The organism is Marinobacter sp. F3R08, from assembly GCF_018860425.1.
Classification (GTDB): Bacteria; Pseudomonadota; Gammaproteobacteria; order Pseudomonadales; family Oleiphilaceae; genus Marinobacter.
Genome location: NZ_JAHKPI010000016.1, coordinates 81,989 through 98,150, shown reverse-complemented (window position 1 = coordinate 98,150; position 16,162 = coordinate 81,989). Strand labels below are relative to the sequence as shown.

Annotated in this window: 17 protein-coding genes; 5 read left to right on the top strand and 12 right to left on the bottom strand. The window is 56.2% G+C overall.

The features are described from left to right. Positions 1–3: 3 nt before the first annotated feature. Positions 4–3,759, top strand: coding sequence for a YhdP family protein (locus tag KO499_RS11975; RefSeq protein ID WP_215983995.1), 3,756 nt, complete (start codon positions 4–6; stop codon positions 3,757–3,759). 30 nt (positions 3,760–3,789) lie between these two features. After that, on the top strand, positions 3,790–4,635 hold the full coding sequence (locus KO499_RS11970; protein ID WP_215983994.1) for a carbon-nitrogen hydrolase family protein: 846 nt from the start codon (positions 3,790–3,792) through the stop codon (positions 4,633–4,635). A gap of 35 nt (positions 4,636–4,670) precedes the next feature. Here the strand turns inward: KO499_RS11970 and yjgA are convergent, their stop codons facing one another. The 12 genes from yjgA to KO499_RS11910 form a co-directional block, all read right to left on the bottom strand. Then, positions 4,671–5,198, bottom strand: coding sequence for a ribosome biogenesis factor YjgA (gene yjgA / locus KO499_RS11965; RefSeq protein ID WP_215983993.1), 528 nt, complete (start codon positions 5,196–5,198; stop codon positions 4,671–4,673). A 15-nt stretch (positions 5,199–5,213) separates the two neighbouring features. Beyond that, positions 5,214–6,575 (bottom strand): magnesium transporter, encoded by a 1,362-nt coding sequence (gene mgtE, locus KO499_RS11960; RefSeq protein ID WP_215983992.1) that lies wholly within the window; start codon positions 6,573–6,575, stop codon positions 5,214–5,216. Positions 6,576–6,668: 93 nt separating this feature from the next. After that, positions 6,669–6,938, bottom strand: a complete 270-nt coding sequence (locus KO499_RS11955) for an HPr family phosphocarrier protein (protein ID WP_215983991.1) — start codon at positions 6,936–6,938, stop codon at positions 6,669–6,671. A 7-nt stretch (positions 6,939–6,945) separates the two neighbouring features. Next, positions 6,946–7,830, bottom strand: a complete 885-nt coding sequence (gene rapZ / locus KO499_RS11950) for an RNase adapter RapZ (protein WP_215983990.1) — start codon at positions 7,828–7,830, stop codon at positions 6,946–6,948. A 28-nt stretch (positions 7,831–7,858) separates the two neighbouring features. Further along, the gene (ptsN, locus tag KO499_RS11945; RefSeq protein WP_215983989.1) at positions 7,859–8,329 is read right to left on the bottom strand and encodes a PTS IIA-like nitrogen regulatory protein PtsN; all 471 of its coding nucleotides are present in this window, start codon (positions 8,327–8,329) and stop codon (positions 7,859–7,861) included. Between the two features lie 87 nt (positions 8,330–8,416). Further along, the gene (hpf, locus tag KO499_RS11940; protein ID WP_215983988.1) at positions 8,417–8,725 is read right to left on the bottom strand and encodes a ribosome hibernation promoting factor; all 309 of its coding nucleotides are present in this window, start codon (positions 8,723–8,725) and stop codon (positions 8,417–8,419) included. A gap of 100 nt (positions 8,726–8,825) precedes the next feature. After that, positions 8,826–10,346: an RNA polymerase factor sigma-54 gene (locus KO499_RS11935; RefSeq protein WP_228339926.1), complete on the bottom strand. Its 1,521-nt coding sequence runs from the start codon at positions 10,344–10,346 to the stop codon at positions 8,826–8,828. 157 nt (positions 10,347–10,503) lie between these two features. Further along, a complete protein-coding gene (gene lptB, locus KO499_RS11930) occupies positions 10,504–11,229 on the bottom strand; it encodes an LPS export ABC transporter ATP-binding protein (RefSeq protein ID WP_215983986.1) in 726 nt (241 codons plus the stop codon). Continuing rightward, complete coding sequence (lptA, locus tag KO499_RS11925; RefSeq protein WP_215983985.1) at positions 11,207–11,761, bottom strand: lipopolysaccharide transport periplasmic protein LptA; 555 nt, start codon at positions 11,759–11,761, stop codon at positions 11,207–11,209. The genes lptB and lptA overlap by 23 nt, the downstream gene beginning before the upstream one ends. Next, positions 11,745–12,329: an LPS export ABC transporter periplasmic protein LptC gene (lptC, locus tag KO499_RS11920; RefSeq protein ID WP_215983984.1), complete on the bottom strand. Its 585-nt coding sequence runs from the start codon at positions 12,327–12,329 to the stop codon at positions 11,745–11,747. The genes lptA and lptC overlap by 17 nt, the downstream gene beginning before the upstream one ends. Beyond that, on the bottom strand, positions 12,326–12,874 hold the full coding sequence (gene kdsC, locus KO499_RS11915) for a 3-deoxy-manno-octulosonate-8-phosphatase KdsC (RefSeq protein WP_215983983.1): 549 nt from the start codon (positions 12,872–12,874) through the stop codon (positions 12,326–12,328). Before kdsC ends, lptC begins: the two co-directional genes overlap by 4 nt. Before the next feature lie 25 nt (positions 12,875–12,899). Continuing rightward, positions 12,900–13,880, bottom strand: coding sequence for a KpsF/GutQ family sugar-phosphate isomerase (locus KO499_RS11910; protein WP_215983982.1), 981 nt, complete (start codon positions 13,878–13,880; stop codon positions 12,900–12,902). Positions 13,881–14,068: 188 nt separating this feature from the next. Here KO499_RS11910 and KO499_RS11905 point away from each other — a divergent pair, with 188 nt between their 5' ends. The 3 genes from KO499_RS11905 to mlaD are packed head-to-tail and all read left to right on the top strand — an operon-like array spanning position 14,069 to position 16,144. Then, positions 14,069–14,881: an ATP-binding cassette domain-containing protein gene (locus KO499_RS11905; RefSeq protein WP_215983981.1), complete on the top strand. Its 813-nt coding sequence runs from the start codon at positions 14,069–14,071 to the stop codon at positions 14,879–14,881. Next, positions 14,878–15,660: a lipid asymmetry maintenance ABC transporter permease subunit MlaE gene (gene mlaE, locus KO499_RS11900; protein ID WP_215983980.1), complete on the top strand. Its 783-nt coding sequence runs from the start codon at positions 14,878–14,880 to the stop codon at positions 15,658–15,660. The genes KO499_RS11905 and mlaE overlap by 4 nt, the downstream gene beginning before the upstream one ends. 34 nt (positions 15,661–15,694) lie before the next feature. Then, positions 15,695–16,144, top strand: a complete 450-nt coding sequence (mlaD, locus tag KO499_RS11895) for an outer membrane lipid asymmetry maintenance protein MlaD (protein ID WP_215983979.1) — start codon at positions 15,695–15,697, stop codon at positions 16,142–16,144. Positions 16,145–16,162 lie beyond the last annotated feature (18 nt).

Below are 16,162 nucleotides of genomic sequence, written 5' to 3'. Positions count from 1 at the left end.
GGGATGTCCGCCGCTGATCACGAACCGTCGCTACCGGAGAACCTGCCCGAGAGCCCTCCTGTTCGGCTACTGGCTCGGCTCGCCAGCCTGACCTGGTGGATGCTGTTAACGCTGCTGGTGCTTCTGGCACTATACGCCGGGCTTGGTCGTCAACTGACCCAGAACGTGGACAGCTTCCGTGATGATCTTGCGCGGGAGTTGTCAGACCGACTGGGCCATGACGTTCGTATTGGACGTCTTTCCTCCCGGTGGTATTGGCTTGATCCTGCCTTTACGGCCAGCGACATTCAGATCAGCCATCCTGACACAGGTGTTGTTGTTGCCAATCTCCAACACCTGAATATCCGCTTTGATGCGCTCACCTCTCTGACCCATCTAAGAGTTGTCTTTGAGGACTTTGAGGCGGACGGCCTGGAATTGACCATTAACCAGGAAAGTGGTGGCGATGTAGCGGTGAGGGGTGCAGAAATACCCGAACCGCTCAACAATCAGTTCCAGGAGTGGCTCGAGCTGGCAGGCAACTGGTTGTCTGATCCCTACGTCAAAATTACCCGTGTCAATCTGGGTATCCGCGACAATCAGGGCAACCTTCGACATCTGGATATTCCCCAACTAGACCTGAACTACCGTCGTGGACTTTTCCATGCGTCAGGCCGGGCGATGCAATCTGGCACCACCGAGCAACTGGCCAGCTTTGCCTTGGTGGGCCGACATTTCTTCCGAGGCGACTTTACCGGCCAGCTGTATCTTGATGTGGATTCCGGTCGATTGTTTGATGGCTTGATAGACGAATACCAGTGGCGGACGCTCCGGGTTGAGGGCTTTGATCTTGGGGGCGAAGCCTGGCTCACTTTCCGGAACGGGTTGCTACAACAAGTGACAGGAACGGTCCGGACGCCCTATCTCCAACTGGGGGTTGGATACGAATCACTGGCGCCCCTTGAAGACATTCAGGCGAGATTTGGCTGGCGTCGTCATGAGACTGTAATGACCGATGAAACCTTGGTTGAATCAGACGCTTTCGCTCTGGGAGAGTGGCATCTGAAGCAATTGCAGTGGACCTGGGACGGCGATGTGGTCTCACCGTTCAGCTTACGTCTGGCTCCCTCGGAGGGGGGCATGACTGTTATCGCCGACGCCTTGCCGCTGGCGCCTACCCGCCGTCTCGCGGCCCGGCTTCCCATCCTGCCAGAACAGGCACTCAGAGCCCTGACCAACTATCAGCCCGAGGGTTTCCTTGATCAACTGAAACTGTTCCTTCCCGACAGCGCGCCTGAGGATTTTGAGTTTTCCGGGCGCTTGCGGGAAGTCAGCGTCAGAGCATACGGTGGCGCACCGGGGGTCAGCGCCCTTAATGGTGAAATCTTCCTGAATCGTCGAAACGGTTATGTCCGGGTCGCGGCCGGAGAAATGCCGGTTTCGCTCGAGTTTCCCCTGCTTTTCGGTGGTGCCTGGTCATTTCCCGAGCTTGAGGGCGAGGTGGCCTGGCAACTGGATGATGCTATCACGCGCGTATTCTCAGATGGCGTGCGGATGAACTATGGCGAGGCCACTGAATTTGAGGGTGCCTTTGATCTCAGAATGGACCGTGAGGGTGAAGACAATCTCGGCCTGAGGGTTTCGGTGAAAAACGGCGACGCCGGTATGCTCGCTGATTTCGTACCGGTGAAAGTAGTCGACCCGGGACTGTACGATTGGCTTACGACTGCCATCCTCAAGGCAGACATTCAATCGGGGACGTTTTTTGGCCACGGCCAGATAGGCTCGGATGCCCCTGCCGGGTCATTCGATACCTCAATGTACTACGAATTCGATCAGGCCTCCGTTCGCTACGATGAGGCCTGGCCAGACGTCACCGGGGCTCGGGGTAACGTCAGGATCCACAATGGGGACACGTTGGTCCGGATTGAGTCCGGGCAGACCGGAGGGCTGACGCTTGATCCGGGAACCGTCCGTGCTATTCCGTCTGATGAAGGCACCAGGATACGGGTGGATACCTCGGCACTTGTGCCCGGCGAGTCGGTGAGCTACTGGATGGAAAACAGCCCGTTGGGTGATATGGCCGGGATGGCGGCACAGACGCTGCAGTATGGCGGAGAATATCAGTTAGGTCTGGATATTGATCTGATGCTGGGATCGGAACAACCGCCGGTTGTCGAGGCGAGCGTTGCGGTCGAGGAGGGCTCTGTTGCTTATCCCGCAGCAGGATTGGCCTGGCAATCCATTCGTGGTGAACTGACTTACCACAGCGAAAACGGGTTTTCGGGCGATCCTTTAGCCGCAGAGTTTTTCGGAGAGCCGGTAAATGTTGCCTTCAGCAAGTCTGCGGCGGACCATGCGCTCAGTATCCGCCAGTCGGGTAGTCTGCCGGTGCCGGATGTCTTTGAGCGGGCGGGACTCGGGACTGATTCCGGTTTTGGTCTGCAGGGCACGCTTGCCTACACGGCAGACCTGGATGTGGGGACAGAGTCAACGTCTGGCATTCGTGTGCGGTCCAGTCTTGAGGGGCTGGCGGTTGACTGGCCCGAGCCGCTTTCAAAAACCGCAAGCGAGGTTGCTCCGTTGGAGGCGACCATCGATCTGACCACCAGTGACGGCCTGGGAATTACCGGCGACTGGGAAAACCGGGCTACATTCGATCTGGTTTGGAAAGATACCGGGTTCGATTTGCGCCTTGGTCGCCTTTATCTCGGTAGCCAGGTACTGAACGATATTGATATCAATGCCCTGGATCTTGGTGACCGCTGGGTAGTAACTACCAATTCGCAACGGGCAAAGGGCCGGCTGGTTCTGCCGCAGAATGGCGACACGGTGAAAGCGGATTTTGAGGTGTTGCGGCTTGTTCGCAATGAGACTCCCCGCGAGAAATCGCCTGAATTGCTCAATCTTGAAGAACAGTTGGAAGCCTTCCGGGCGCTGGATATGGCAAGTTGGCCAGACATTGATGTGTCGATTGCCGAGCTTCAGCTGAATGAGGAATCCCTGGGTCAGTGGGGCTTCAGGTTCCGCCCTGAACCGTTCCGGCTGAAAGTGAATGATATTGAAGGCCGACTGAACGCCCTGACGTTACTTGGCGATATAACCTGGAGCATCGTTGGAGACCGTGAAACCAGCCGCTTCTCGGGTTCCGTTACCGGCGGCTCTCTGACGGACCTGAACGAACTTTTGAACACCGAGATGCCGGTAACGAATGAAGGTACTAACATCCAACTGGATCTGGACTGGCCGGGCCGACCGGATGAGTTTTCCATACCGGACCTCAGTGGTTCGGTAAGCTTGAGACTGGACGAGGGTGTGATTCTTGAGCGAAATAATACCGCTCAACTGTTCCGGGTCTTCAATCTGTTGAACTCTGACACACTGTGGCGACGCCTGAAGCTGGATTTCTCAGATCTTTACGAGCGTGGCGTGGCTTTTGATGCAATCTCGGGCAAAGCGCAGATCATCAATGGATTGCTGACCATGGATCCGGAGCTTCAAATTGTAGGGCCATCGGGCGCCTTCAAACTCAGTGGCACTACCAATATGGCCGTTGAGGAACTGGATATGCGGCTTGTGGTCGTGTTGCCCCTGACTCAGAATCTGCCACTGGCTGCCTTGCTGATGGGGGCGGGAGCGCCCATTGGCGGCGCGCTGTTTGTGCTGGACAAGATTCTGGGCGATCCTCTGAGCAGGCTGACCAGCGCAACCTACAGTGTGACCGGAACATGGGATGAGCCTGAGGTAGAGCTGGAACGGGTATTCGATACGGGTGAGTAACTTTTCTGTTCGGCAAAAACGGAGGCAGTCATGAGTACACATGTTTCCAACCGGGTGGCAGCCATTCAGATGGTCAGCGGTCACGATATCAAGGCCAACCTGGCCGAAGCGGAACGACTATTGGCCGAGGCCGATGCGCAGGGCGCTGCGATCGCAGTACTGCCAGAGAACTTTGCCGTGCTGGCAACCCGGCAGATGGTTGCCTGTGGTCGGCAGGAGGTCGGGCCGGAGCCTGTCATCCGGGCATTTCTCGCCGAGCAGGCACGCAAACTGGGAATCTGGATCGTTGGCGGATCAATGCCACTGGCCAGGCGAGCGGATGGTTCAGATATTGTGGATCGGGTCCGGGCAAGCTGCCTTGTCTATGACGATCACGGCAAGGAAGTTGCTCGTTACGATAAGATCCACCTGTTCGATGCGATGGTAGAAGATGCTCATGGGCAGTACAGGGAATCTGACACGTTCGAGCCAGGCGAGCAGGTGGTTACCGTGGAGACGCCTGCAGGGAAGCTGGGCCTGGCGATTTGTTACGATTTGCGCTTCCCGGAACTGTTCCGGTTGCTCCGTGAGCAGGCCGTAGACTGGATTTGCCTGCCGAGTGCCTTTACCTGGCAGACCGGTGAGGCCCATTGGCATTCACTGATTCGAGCACGTGCCATCGAGAACCAGGTATGGATTGTCGCTTCGGGTCAGGGGGGGCATAACAGCGAGCGTCGGCACACCTACGGTCATAGTCTGATCTGTGATCCCTGGGGACGGGTGGCAACAGAGCTTGGAGAAGGGCCGGGCATTGCAATGACCGAGCTGGATTCAGACCAGACAGCCAGTTTACGTGCCCGCATGCCGGTTTGGGAGCACCGTCGGCTTAAGGCCTAAACGACAGGCAGATGATTGCTCATCTGCCTGCGGGCTTACATGGCCTCTGCATCATCAATGCATTCACGAAGATAGCGAAACAGTTTCCGGGGCTGGCCGGTGTTCTTCTGTTTCTCCACGTCTTTGCGGGCGTTGCGTGCCAGGTTGCGCAGATGCTGCATGTCAGCACTGGGGCAGTAACTGAAAAATTCGCCAACAACGGAATCGCCTTCGGCAATCATACGATCTCTCCAGCGTTCGGCCAGATGATGCCGACGCGTATGCTCTTCACTACCGGCATCAAAGGCGTCGATGGCTTTCGCCAGGGCTTCGGGGTCGTCTTCCTGGCGGATGATCTTGCCGATGTATTGCAGATGTCGTCGTTTCGCCTCGTTCTGGCGGATACGCCTGGACTCTTCGATGGCCGCTCGAAGCGTGTCACTGATCGGCAGAGTCTCCAGTTGGTCGATGCTCAGGTCCAGCATCCGCTTGCCCAGTGTCTGCAGGGCGTGCATTTCCCTTTTTAACTGGGATTTGCTGGGGCCATCATATTCTGGCGCTTCGTTGTCGTGGTTTTCGTTCATGTATCCGGCATCCGGTTAAGCATAGAAAATGGTAGCGAGGCCAAGAAAGGCCATAAACCCGATCACGTCCGTGACGGTGGTCAGAATCACGCTGCCCGCAAGGGCCGGGTCGATATTGCGCGATTTGAGAAATAAAGGCAGAACCGTACCCACAAATGCCGCGGCAACCAGGTTTATTATCAGGGCCGCCGCGATGATCGCTCCAATGAGTACATCCTGGAACCAGAGCATGGCGGCGCCGGCCACAACCGCGGCCCAGAGCAGGCCGTTCAGTATCCCGGAAAGAAATTCCCGGTTGAGCAGCCAGCCAACGTTCGCGCCGCTGATCTGACCCACTGCCATGCCCCGGATAACCAGGGTCAGGGTCTGGCTGCCGGCAATGCCGCCCATGCTGGCGACGATCGGCATGAGCACTGCCAGGGCTACGACTTTGGCGATGGTATCCTCAAACAGGCCGATTACCGCCGATGCAGTCAGTGCGGTAATCAGGTTGATGCCAAGCCATACCGCACGGCGGCGGGTGGTTTTCCAGACCGGAGCGAAGGTATCTTCGTCTTCATCCAGACCGGCCATGCTCATCAGTGAGTGATCCGCATCCTCCCGGATGACGTCGACCACGTCATCGATAGTAATACGTCCGAGCAGACGGCCGTCCTCGTTGACCACCGGTGCCGAGATCAGATCGTAGCGTTCAAACAAGGTCGCTACCTTGGTGTCTGAGAGGCTTACGGGAATAGGTTCGATCTCGGTATCCATCACCTCCCGCACGGTGGCCGCGGGATTGGATACCAGCATCTTGGTGATGGGCAGCATACCGATAAAATCATCGCGGCGACTGACCACAATCAGGCTGTCGGTCATCGGAGGCAGCGTTCGGTGCCGGCGCAGATAACGGAGGACTACGTCAATGCTGATGTCCGGGCGCACCGTGATGGTGTCCGTGTTCATCAGGCCACCGGCAGTGTCCTCTGGGTAGGAAAGCACTTCCTCCACACGTTGCCGGTCCTGCTCGTCCATGGTGTCCAGAACTTCCTGGATCACCGTGTCCGGTAACTGCTGCAAGAGGTCGGCCAGGTCGTCTGACTCGAAGTCCTCGATAATATCCGCCAGTTCCTGGGCGTTCAGCTGGCTCAGGAAATAACCACGAATATCATCACTCAGGTACTGGAGAACTTCCCCTTCCAGTTGCTTGTCGACAAGATTCCAGAGCAGGGCGCGCTGGCGGGGTGGAGAGGACTCCAGCAGGTGTGCAATATCACTGGGGCTCAGGCCACCGTTCAGGATGCGGGCAACCTGCTTCAGTGCGCCACTGTCCAGGGCTTCGCTCAGGGAGCGAAGGCGCTGGCGGGCCTGGCTTTTTTCCAGAATATCGGTCATGAATCACCCGGCGTCAGAAAACGCCTGTATTATAGCGGAGTTAGGCAAGATCAGTGAGAAAGAGTTGTAGGTGAATGCCGTACGGGGTCCGAGCTACTCGCCCTCACCAAAATAGTCGTTAATCAGCTCCACCAGAGCCTCGATAGCCTGTTCCTCGTCCGACCCGTCAACTGTCAGCTCCACATCTGTGCCCTTGCTGGCGGCCAGCATCATGACCTGCATGATGTTTTTTGCATCAACGTCCCGGCCCTTGCCACTGATTCTGACACTGCTTTCGAATTCAGAGGCCGTGGCAACCAGCTTTGCAGTAGCGCGGGCGTGCAGACCAAGTTTATTAATAATGGTAATCGGGCGGCGAATCATGGTCTGCTCAGATCTCTTCCCGGGTTTGCAGGTGAGGCAGCTCGGTATGGCGTACCTGCACGTTGCTGTAGCGTTGCCGGAAGTATTCGGCGAGCTGTTCACAGACATAAACCGAGCGGTGCTGGCCTCCGGTACAACCAATGGAAATGGTCATATAGCTGCGGTTGCTATCCGCGAAAGAGGGTAGCCAGGTATCCAGAAACGCCTTGAGATCCTCAATCATTTTCCGGCTTGCCGGCTCTTTTTCCAGGAACTCAATCACCGGCTGGTCGGTGCCCACATATTTTCTGAGATTGGTATCCCAATAAGGGTTCGGCAGACATCGAACATCGAAGACATAATCGGAATCCAGTGGTACGCCGTGCTTGAAGCCAAACGACTGAAGCAGCAGGGCCAACTCCTGATCCTTCCGACCCACGACCCTTTGTTTGACCATGTCCCGGAGCTCGTACATGGACATGCCGGTGGTATTCACATAGAGATCGGATAGCTTCGAAAGGGGCTCAAGAAGCGTCTTCTCGTTGGTAATGGCTTCCCGAAGCGAGGTTCTGTCGTCGCTTAAGGGATGCTTGCGACGCGTAGCATGGAAACGCTGAAGAAGAGACTGCTCGTCGGCATCCAGGAAAATGATCTCAACGGTAACACCGGTTTCCTGAAGGTCCCGGTAGATCTCTTCGAAATTGGCCAGTTCCCCGGACAGATTGCGGGCATCAATGCTCACCGCCATCTTGCCCAGTCGACCGGGCTTAGTCTGACTGGCGGCTTCTCTGGTCAGAGGAAACAGGAGGCCGATGGGAAGGTTGTCGATACAGTAGAACCCAAGATCCTCCAGCACATGAAGTGCAGTACTCTTGCCCGAACCTGACCTGCCACTGACGATAATCAACTTCATGAACACCTTACCTCCACTGCAATGAATATCATCCGCCCGAGGCGGTCATGCGCTTGTACAGTGTGCTGGCGTCCTCGCATTGCCGGAGTCGATCACAGAACGACCGTTCATTGAACTTTTCGGCCAACTGGCTGAGAAGTTCCAGATGTTCACTGGTTGCCTCTTTGGGAACGATCAGGGCAAAAATCAGATCCACGGGCTGATTGTCGATAGCATCGTATTCAACGCTTTCTTCAAGCGTCATCAGCACGCCCACTACGTGATCAAGGCCCTCCAGCCGGCAATGGGGAATCGCTATTCCCTGGCCAATGCCGGTGCTGCCGAGGCGCTCACGGGAAATCAGGTTGTTGAACAGCTGGGTTTCGCTGAGCGTGTTGTCCTGGTGGTTTATTTGCTCGGCAATAAACTCCAGGGCCCGTTTCTTGCTCGACGCAGGGACCCTGCAAAGGGTGAGCGCCGGAGCAAGAATATTGTCTATGGTCAGGGATGTATCGCTCATGGATCGACTGCATTTCCGTTAAAAAAAAGGCTGCGACATGTTGATCATGTCGCAGCTCGATTAGATGATTTGCATGAAAACAGCCAGTTAGCGAGAGCCGTTCCCTTGCATCCTGTCTACATTCTTTTCTTTGTGTTTCAGTATCTGGCGGTCCAGCTTGTCAATCAGGGCATCAATAGCCGCGTACATATCTTCGTTTTCTGCCTTTGCGTGAACTTCACCACCAACCACGTGCAATGTGGCTTCCGCAATCTGGCGTACCTTTTCCACTTCCAGCGTCACCTGGCAGTTACTGATGTGGTCAAAGTGACGTTCGAGCTTCTGGAACTTTTCTGAAACATAGTCCTTCAGTGCGGGAGTCAGTTCTACGTGATGGCCTGAAATGTTGAGTTGCATAGGCGTCTCCTGTTGTCATCATGCCGGCTCCCGGGAGCCGGTCTGGGTGCTGGCGCATTGTGCGCCGGCGAATGCGGTGTTGCGTTCCGCCCGTGAGTTTTCAGACCAGCCGCTTTCGCTCATTGGACGGCGGAATGTGCATAGCCTCCCGGTACTTGGCAACGGTGCGTCGCGCAACCTTGATTCCCTGTTCCCCTAGCATGGCTGCAATTTTACTGTCGCTCAACGGCTTTTTAGGTGTTTCCGCAGCAATCAGCTTTTTGATCATCGCGCGTATGGCCGTAGATGAGCATTCTCCGCCCTCGTCGGTACTGACATGGCTGGAGAAGAAATATTTCAGTTCGAAGATCCCCCGCGGGGTATGCATGTATTTCTGGGTGGTAACCCGCGAAATTGTCGATTCATGCATTTCTACCGCCTGGGCAATGTCCGAAAGGATCAGCGGCTTCATGGCTTCTTCACCGTGATCCAGGAATCCCTGCTGATGCTCGACAATACGGGTCGCCACTTTCAGCAGTGTTTCGTTACGGCTTTGCAGGCTCTTGATAAACCACTTCGCCTCCTGCAACTGGTCCCGCATATAGGTGTTGTCAGCACTGCTGTCCGCACGTCTTATAAGTGAAGCATAGCTGGCATTTACCCGGATGCGTGGTGCAATCTCAGGATTTAGTTCAACACGCCAGCGGCCGTTGTGTTTGCGAACGATAACGTCCGGTATCACATAGTCAGGTTCGGCGCGGTCAATAACATCGCCCGGCCGAGGATTCAGACCGGTAATCAGCGCAAGGACTTCCCGTAACTGGTCTTCCTTGAGACGGCTGCGGCGCAGCAATTGGGCGTAGTCCCGGTTACCCAACAGATTGATATAGTGGGTGATTACCAGGCGTGCCTGAGCTAGCCAAGGCGTTTCCGGCGGTAACTGGTTAAGCTGGATCAGCAGGCATTCCTGAAGGTCCCGGGCAAATACGCCAGGTGGATCAAAGTGCTGGAGCCGGCGAACGACTGCTTGCACTTCATCCAGTTCAAGTGGATCTTCTTCGTTTTCATCCAGCAGCCCTGCGTGAATATCTTCCAGAGGGCTGGTGAGATAGCCCCGCTCATCCACCGCATCCATCAAGGCATGGGCAATGGCCTGATCCCGCTCACTCAGGGGCGTCAGATTCAGTTGCCATTCCAGATGATCCTGCAGCGTTTCTGTGGGGGAGTTGCGGGTTTCGAAATCGTGGTCGTTTTCATCGTCGTTGCGCGCTGCCGGCGCGGGCGCTGACTGGTATACGTCATCCCATGCAGTATCTACCGGCAGATCATCCGGGAGGTTATCAGGGATGTCGGTTTCTGAGGACCAGTCCGGACCGTTTTCGGATTCGTCCCAGTCGCTGGTCGATTCCGGCGCAACCTCAGCAGCAGACTCGGTAGCATTGGCCTCGCGCTCATCATTGTCGGTGGCTGCTTCGGTCTGGTCATCGTCCTCGGGAGTTTCCAGCATGGGGTTGGATTCCAGTGCTTGCTGGATTTCCTGCTGGAGATCGAGGGTGGAAAGCTGGAGAAGCCGGATCGCCTGTTGCAGCTGGGGCGTCATGGTCAGGCTTTGACCCAGCTTTAACTGTAAGGAGGCTTTCATAACCATGATTCAGGATCCGTCACTCATCAGCGCTAATATGTCGTTAGTAGAAAAAAATCTTTATATGCCCGTTACTTGCCGTATTTTTGATTTACCCTAGCAAGTTCTTTGCCGAGTTTACTTGCTACCGATCATCAAAACAATGAGCCATTCGGTGTCATAGCCTGAATTCGTCGCCCAGGTAGACTTCCTTGACCTGTTGGTTGGCCAGGATCGCGTCGGCATTACCCGAGGCGATGATGTGGCCGCCGGACACTATGTAGGCGTTCTCGCAGATATCCAGCGTCTCGCGAACATTGTGATCGGTAATCAGCACACCAATCCCCTTGTCCCGAAGATGCCGGATGATGTGCTTGATGTCACTCACAGATATGGGATCAACACCTGCGAAGGGTTCGTCCAGGAGAATGAACGCCGGTTCCATGGCCAGGGCCCGGGCAATCTCTACCCGTCGCCGCTCACCGCCGGACAGGGCCATACCAATGCTGTCGCGGATGTGGGTTATATGGAACTCCTCCAGGAGTTCTTCGAGCTTTTTCTCTCTCTCTGCCTTGCTCAGCCCGCGGCGAGTCTCGAGGATCGCCATAATATTGTCGCGTACGGACAGCTTGCGGAACACCGAGGCTTCCTGCGGCAGATAGCCGATACCCTGGCGGGCTCGCCCATGCATGGGTAGCGGGGTAATGTCCCGGCTATCGACAGTAATCCGACCGCGATCGGCAGGAACCAGGCCCACGATCATGTAGAAGCAAGTGGTTTTGCCGGCGCCATTGGGGCCGAGCAGTCCGACAATTTCCCCGCTGCGGATCTCCAGGGAAACATCAATCACCACTTTCTTCTGTTTATAACTTTTTGCCAGATTACTGGCTCTCAGAACTGCCATCGGATCCCTGTCTGTTGGTGCTGCGTGGCTGAATCACCATCTCTACCCGGCCGTTGCCTTCGCCGGTATCCGCTCCGCCCTCTGCGGTAACAACCCGGCCAGCGGTATCATAATGAATCACATCACCGCGGAACAGGTTGCCATTCTGCTCGATGACAGCTTCCCGTTCAAAAGTCAGTCGGCTGTCGGTCGCCGACCAGGTAATGTTCAGGGCTCTGGCGTCGGTTTCGCCTTCACCTTCACCGGTCGGTTGCCGGTATCGGGCGGGCGTGCCAGTGGCTTCAATCCGGCTCAGGCCTTCTTCCGTGCGGTACAATACGACCCGGTCGGCGTTCAGGTGGGTCCCGCCTTGCTCAAGTTCCACGGCCCCGGAATAAGTTGCGATGCCCTGGCCATCGTCGAGACGGGCGTTGTCGGCGGTGACCTTGATCGGAGTATCGGAATCAAGATCGAAAGCGGCCGCGGGGCCGGTCATCACGATCGTCAGCAGAGTCGCAAGCAGGCTCTGGTATCGGTTAGTTTCCGGTTTCATAGCGTCCTTCCACCTGGGAGTTCAGTTCCAGAATCCGCTCGTTTATCCACGCCTTCATGCCCGTGGCCCGGGTAATGCCGGTAACGTCGCGTATCTCTATGGGTGCGTCGGTATAAACCAAACCCCGGTCATTATCCAGGGTCAGGGTTGATGTTGTCAGGGTGGCCTCACGTTCGCCAATAGTGCGCTGAATGCGAACATTGTCCGTCAGGTACACCAGATTCTGGTTCTGGAGCAGGCTGCCATTGTCGGCCTCGACAATCCAGGGACGGGGGGCTCCACCTCCGTAAAGCTCGGCCCGGGGTGCTTCCATGGTGGCCAGGTTACCTTCTTCAAACTGTTCAATGCGTGGACTGGAAAACCGGATATTGAGATTGCCCGATGCGTCAAAGGAGGTGTATTGCCCATCAATCACGAAACCATCCGGCTCTGCGTCTCCTCGCAATGCGGCCACGTCTTCATTGAGAACCGGTGGTTCATCGCTTTGCCATAGCAGGAATACAGCTGCCACAACTGTGCCGGCCAGAGCGAGCGTCCTCAACCAGGGTCGGTCCGGCAGCCAGTTCACGTCTTGGGCTCCAGATAGGGCGCGAGCACGGTTTCAAGTTTGTCTTGAGCCGTCAGGAGCAGATCGCAGGCTTCCCGAACTGCGCCTTCGCCGCCCCGGGCGCGGGTACAGTAGTCGGCGTGTTGTTGTACCAGCCAGTAACCATTAGGGACTGTAATGCCCAGGCCTGCAAACCTGAGGGCCGGCAGATCCGGAAGGTCATCACCCATGTAGGCGATGGCCTCGGGGCAGAGGTCCATTGAGCTGACCAGTTCCTGCAGCGCTACCTTTTTGTCTTCGCGCCCTTGCATCAGATGCCGGATGCCCAGATCCCGCATGCGTTTCTCGGTCAGAGGCGATTGCCTGCCAGTGATAACGGCAACGGTTATGCCTGCGGCCATCAGTTGTTTCAGGCCAAGACCGTCCAGGATATTGAACGCCTTGAGTTCGTCGCCGTTGGCACTGAAATACAATTTGCCGTCACTCATTATGCCGTCGACATCCAGAGCAATCAGGCGGATGTTGGCGGCTTTTGCCAGCAGTGTATCCGGCCATTCGTAATTCATGTCAAACAGCTCCTCTGGTAGCCTTTCAAATCACGCCGGCCCGCAGGAGGTCGTGCATATTGATGGCGCCAATGAGGGCACCTTCTTCGTCTGTCACCGGCAAGGCGTTGATCTTCATTTCTTCCATGATGTTAAGTGCTTCAGCAGCCAGCTGATCGGCCTGAATGGTTTTGCCGTGCCGGGTCATCACTTCATTAATCGGGGTATGGTGAATATCCACCGACCGGTCCAGAGTTCGTCTGAGGTCACCGTCCGTAAAGATTCCGGTCAGGGTTCCACTCTTGCTGACGACAGTGGTCATGCCCAGTCCCTTGCGGGAGATCTCCAGAAGGGCGCCACTCAGAGGTGTGCCCTCGCTGACGACCGGGATCTGGTCACCCGTATGCATAATGTCGGATACCCGGAGCAGGAGTCGGCGTCCCAGGCTGCCACCTGGATGGGAAAATGCAAAATCCTCGGCGCTGAAACCTCGGGCCTCAAGCAGGGCAACCGCCAGAGCGTCGCCCATGACCAGAGTCGCGGTTGTTGACGAGGTGGGTGCCAGGCCCAGGGGGCAGGCTTCGACCATGACGCTGACATCCAGGTTGGCCACGGCTTCCCGGGCGAGGGTGGAGCTGGCATTGCCGGTCATGCTGATCAGTGGGGTGCCCATGCGTTTGATCAGTGGCAGGATGGTGATCACTTCGCTTGTGTTGCCGCTGTTGGAAATGGCAATGACCACATCCTGAGGTGTGATCATACCCATGTCCCCGTGACTCGCCTCACCGGGGTGGACAAAAAAGGACGGCGTTCCGGTACTGGCCAGGGTGGCCGCAATCTTGTTGCCAATGTGGCCGGATTTTCCCATGCCGGTAACAACGACGCGCCCCTTGCAGCTCATGATGACTTCGCAGGCCCGGGTGAACTCGTTGTCGATTCGGCTCTCAAGGGCATCGATGGCATCTCGTTCGATGCGAATGGCGCGGATGGCAGAGGTTCGGAAATCGTTGGAAGTTTGTTCGGTCATCGGGCTTGGGGCCTGGTTGTCTGGACATGGAAAATGTAGGGCAGAGTATACCATTTTCACCCGAAAACGATGCCCGGTTACCGAAAGTTCAAACAAACTGATCATTGCTATCAGTACATTTTGGGTTCTTTGAATTGAGCTTGTGCGCTTCATGTCATAATGTAGCGCCTCTTCGAAAGGTAAGGACTATGAACTCACCGGCTTACATATCGCTCAGGGACGTTGTGTTCTCCCGTTCAGGGCGCCGTATCTTCGACGGTGTCAGCCTGGACATTCCCCGTGGCAAAGTCACCGCCATTATGGGGCCCAGTGGAACCGGGAAGACCACATTGCTTCGTCTGATTGGCGGCCAGCTGAAGCCGGATTCAGGCAGTGTTGTGCTGGATGGTCATGACGTGCCGAAGCTCAAACGCAAGGCGCTGTACCGGCTTCGGGAAAAGATCGGCATGTTGTTTCAGAGCGGGGCGTTGTTCACCGACCTGAGCGTATTCGAGAACGTGGCCTTCCCACTTCGTGTACATACAGAACTGCCGGAAGACATGATTCGCGACATAGTCCTGATGAAGCTTGAAGCGGTCGGTTTGCGTGGCGCCCGCCGGTTGATGCCTTCGGAGCTGTCGGGTGGCATGACCCGCCGGGTTGCGCTGGCCCGCAGCATTGCGCTGGATCCGGAACTGATCATGTACGACGAACCGTTCGCCGGACAGGATCCGATTGCCATGGGGGTTTTGGTCAAGCTGATTCATGATCTTAACAGTTCCATGGGGCTGACCAGCGTTCTGGTCTCCCATGATGTGCCTGAATCTCTGAGTATCTGTCACTACGCCTGCATTATTTCAGACGGTAAGGTGATTGGTGAGGGCACTCCGGAACAGTTACGGGCGCATCCGTCAGAGAAGGTTCAGCAGTTCCTTCAGGGCCAGCCGGACGGGCCAGTGCCATTCCACTATCCGGCCGCGGGTGTCGCGCAGGACTTTGAATTGTCCGGGGGTGTGTCTTGATTGACAGGATCGCGGCGTTCGGGCGTCTGGGGCTGGATGTGGTTTCGTCCTTTGGTCGTTCTGGCCGTTTTCTTGCGGGTGTTCTGGCTGGCGTGCCCAGGCCGGCAACCGGGTTTCCCCTGCTGTTGAAGCAACTTTACGCCGTTGGTGTTCTGTCACTGGCCATTATTGTGGTCTCAGGTCTGTTTATCGGCATGGTGCTGGGGCTGCAGGGATTCACTATCCTGAGTGATTATGGCTCTGAAGCGGCCATTGGCCAGATGATTGCCCTGACACTTGTGCGCGAACTCGGGCCGGTGGTCACTGCCTTATTGTTTGCGGGTCGGGCGGGGTCGGCGCTGACGGCTGAAATTGGTCTGATGAAGGCCACAGAGCAGCTTTCCAGTATGGAAATGATGGGCGTGGACCCGCTGCGCAGAGTGATTGCACCTAGGCTCTGGGCCGGGTTCATTGCCATGCCGGTCCTCGCCGTGATCTTCTCGGTTGTCGGGATCTGGGGCGGCATGCTGGTTGGGGTGGACTGGCTGGGCGTCTTTGAAGGTTCCTTCTGGGGCAATATGCAATCGTCGGTGGATTTTGTCGATGACGTCCTTAATGGCGTCATTAAAAGTATTGTTTTCGGTTTTGTTTGTGCCTGGATTGCGGTCTATCAGGGATATGACTGCGTGCCGACATCGGCAGGTATCAGTTCGGCCACCACCAAGACCGTCGTGTACTCATCGCTGGCGGTGCTGGGGCTCGATTTTGTAATGACCGCTGTCATGTTTGGCGATTTCTGAATCATCGATCAACGAGATAATACCGGAGCCGGAAATGGCGCAGAGAACCACGGAAATCATTGTTGGCCTGTTTATGGTTGCAGGCTGTGCGGCGCTGCTTTTCCTCGCGCTGCAGGTGAGCGGGCTGTCGCCGAAGTCGGCAGAGAGTACCTATACCATCTTTGCAGATTTTAATGACACTGGCGGACTCACACCCCGGGGGCGGGTCTCTATGGCTGGCGTGACCGTTGGCGCTATCGAGTCAATCAGCCTGAACAAAGATACGTTTCAGGCCCGGGTGGAAATGTCGATTCATTCAGACATCGACAACATCCCGTCGGACAGTTCCGCAGTTATACGTACATCCGGCCTGCTCGGTGAACAGTACATTGATATATCGATCGGGGCTGAAATGGATTCGCTGAAAGAGGGCGATACCTTCTACTCGACACAGTCGGCCATGAACCTTGAACGGCTGATCAGCAACTTTGCATCGGGCCGCTGATTCGGGCCGGAAACATTC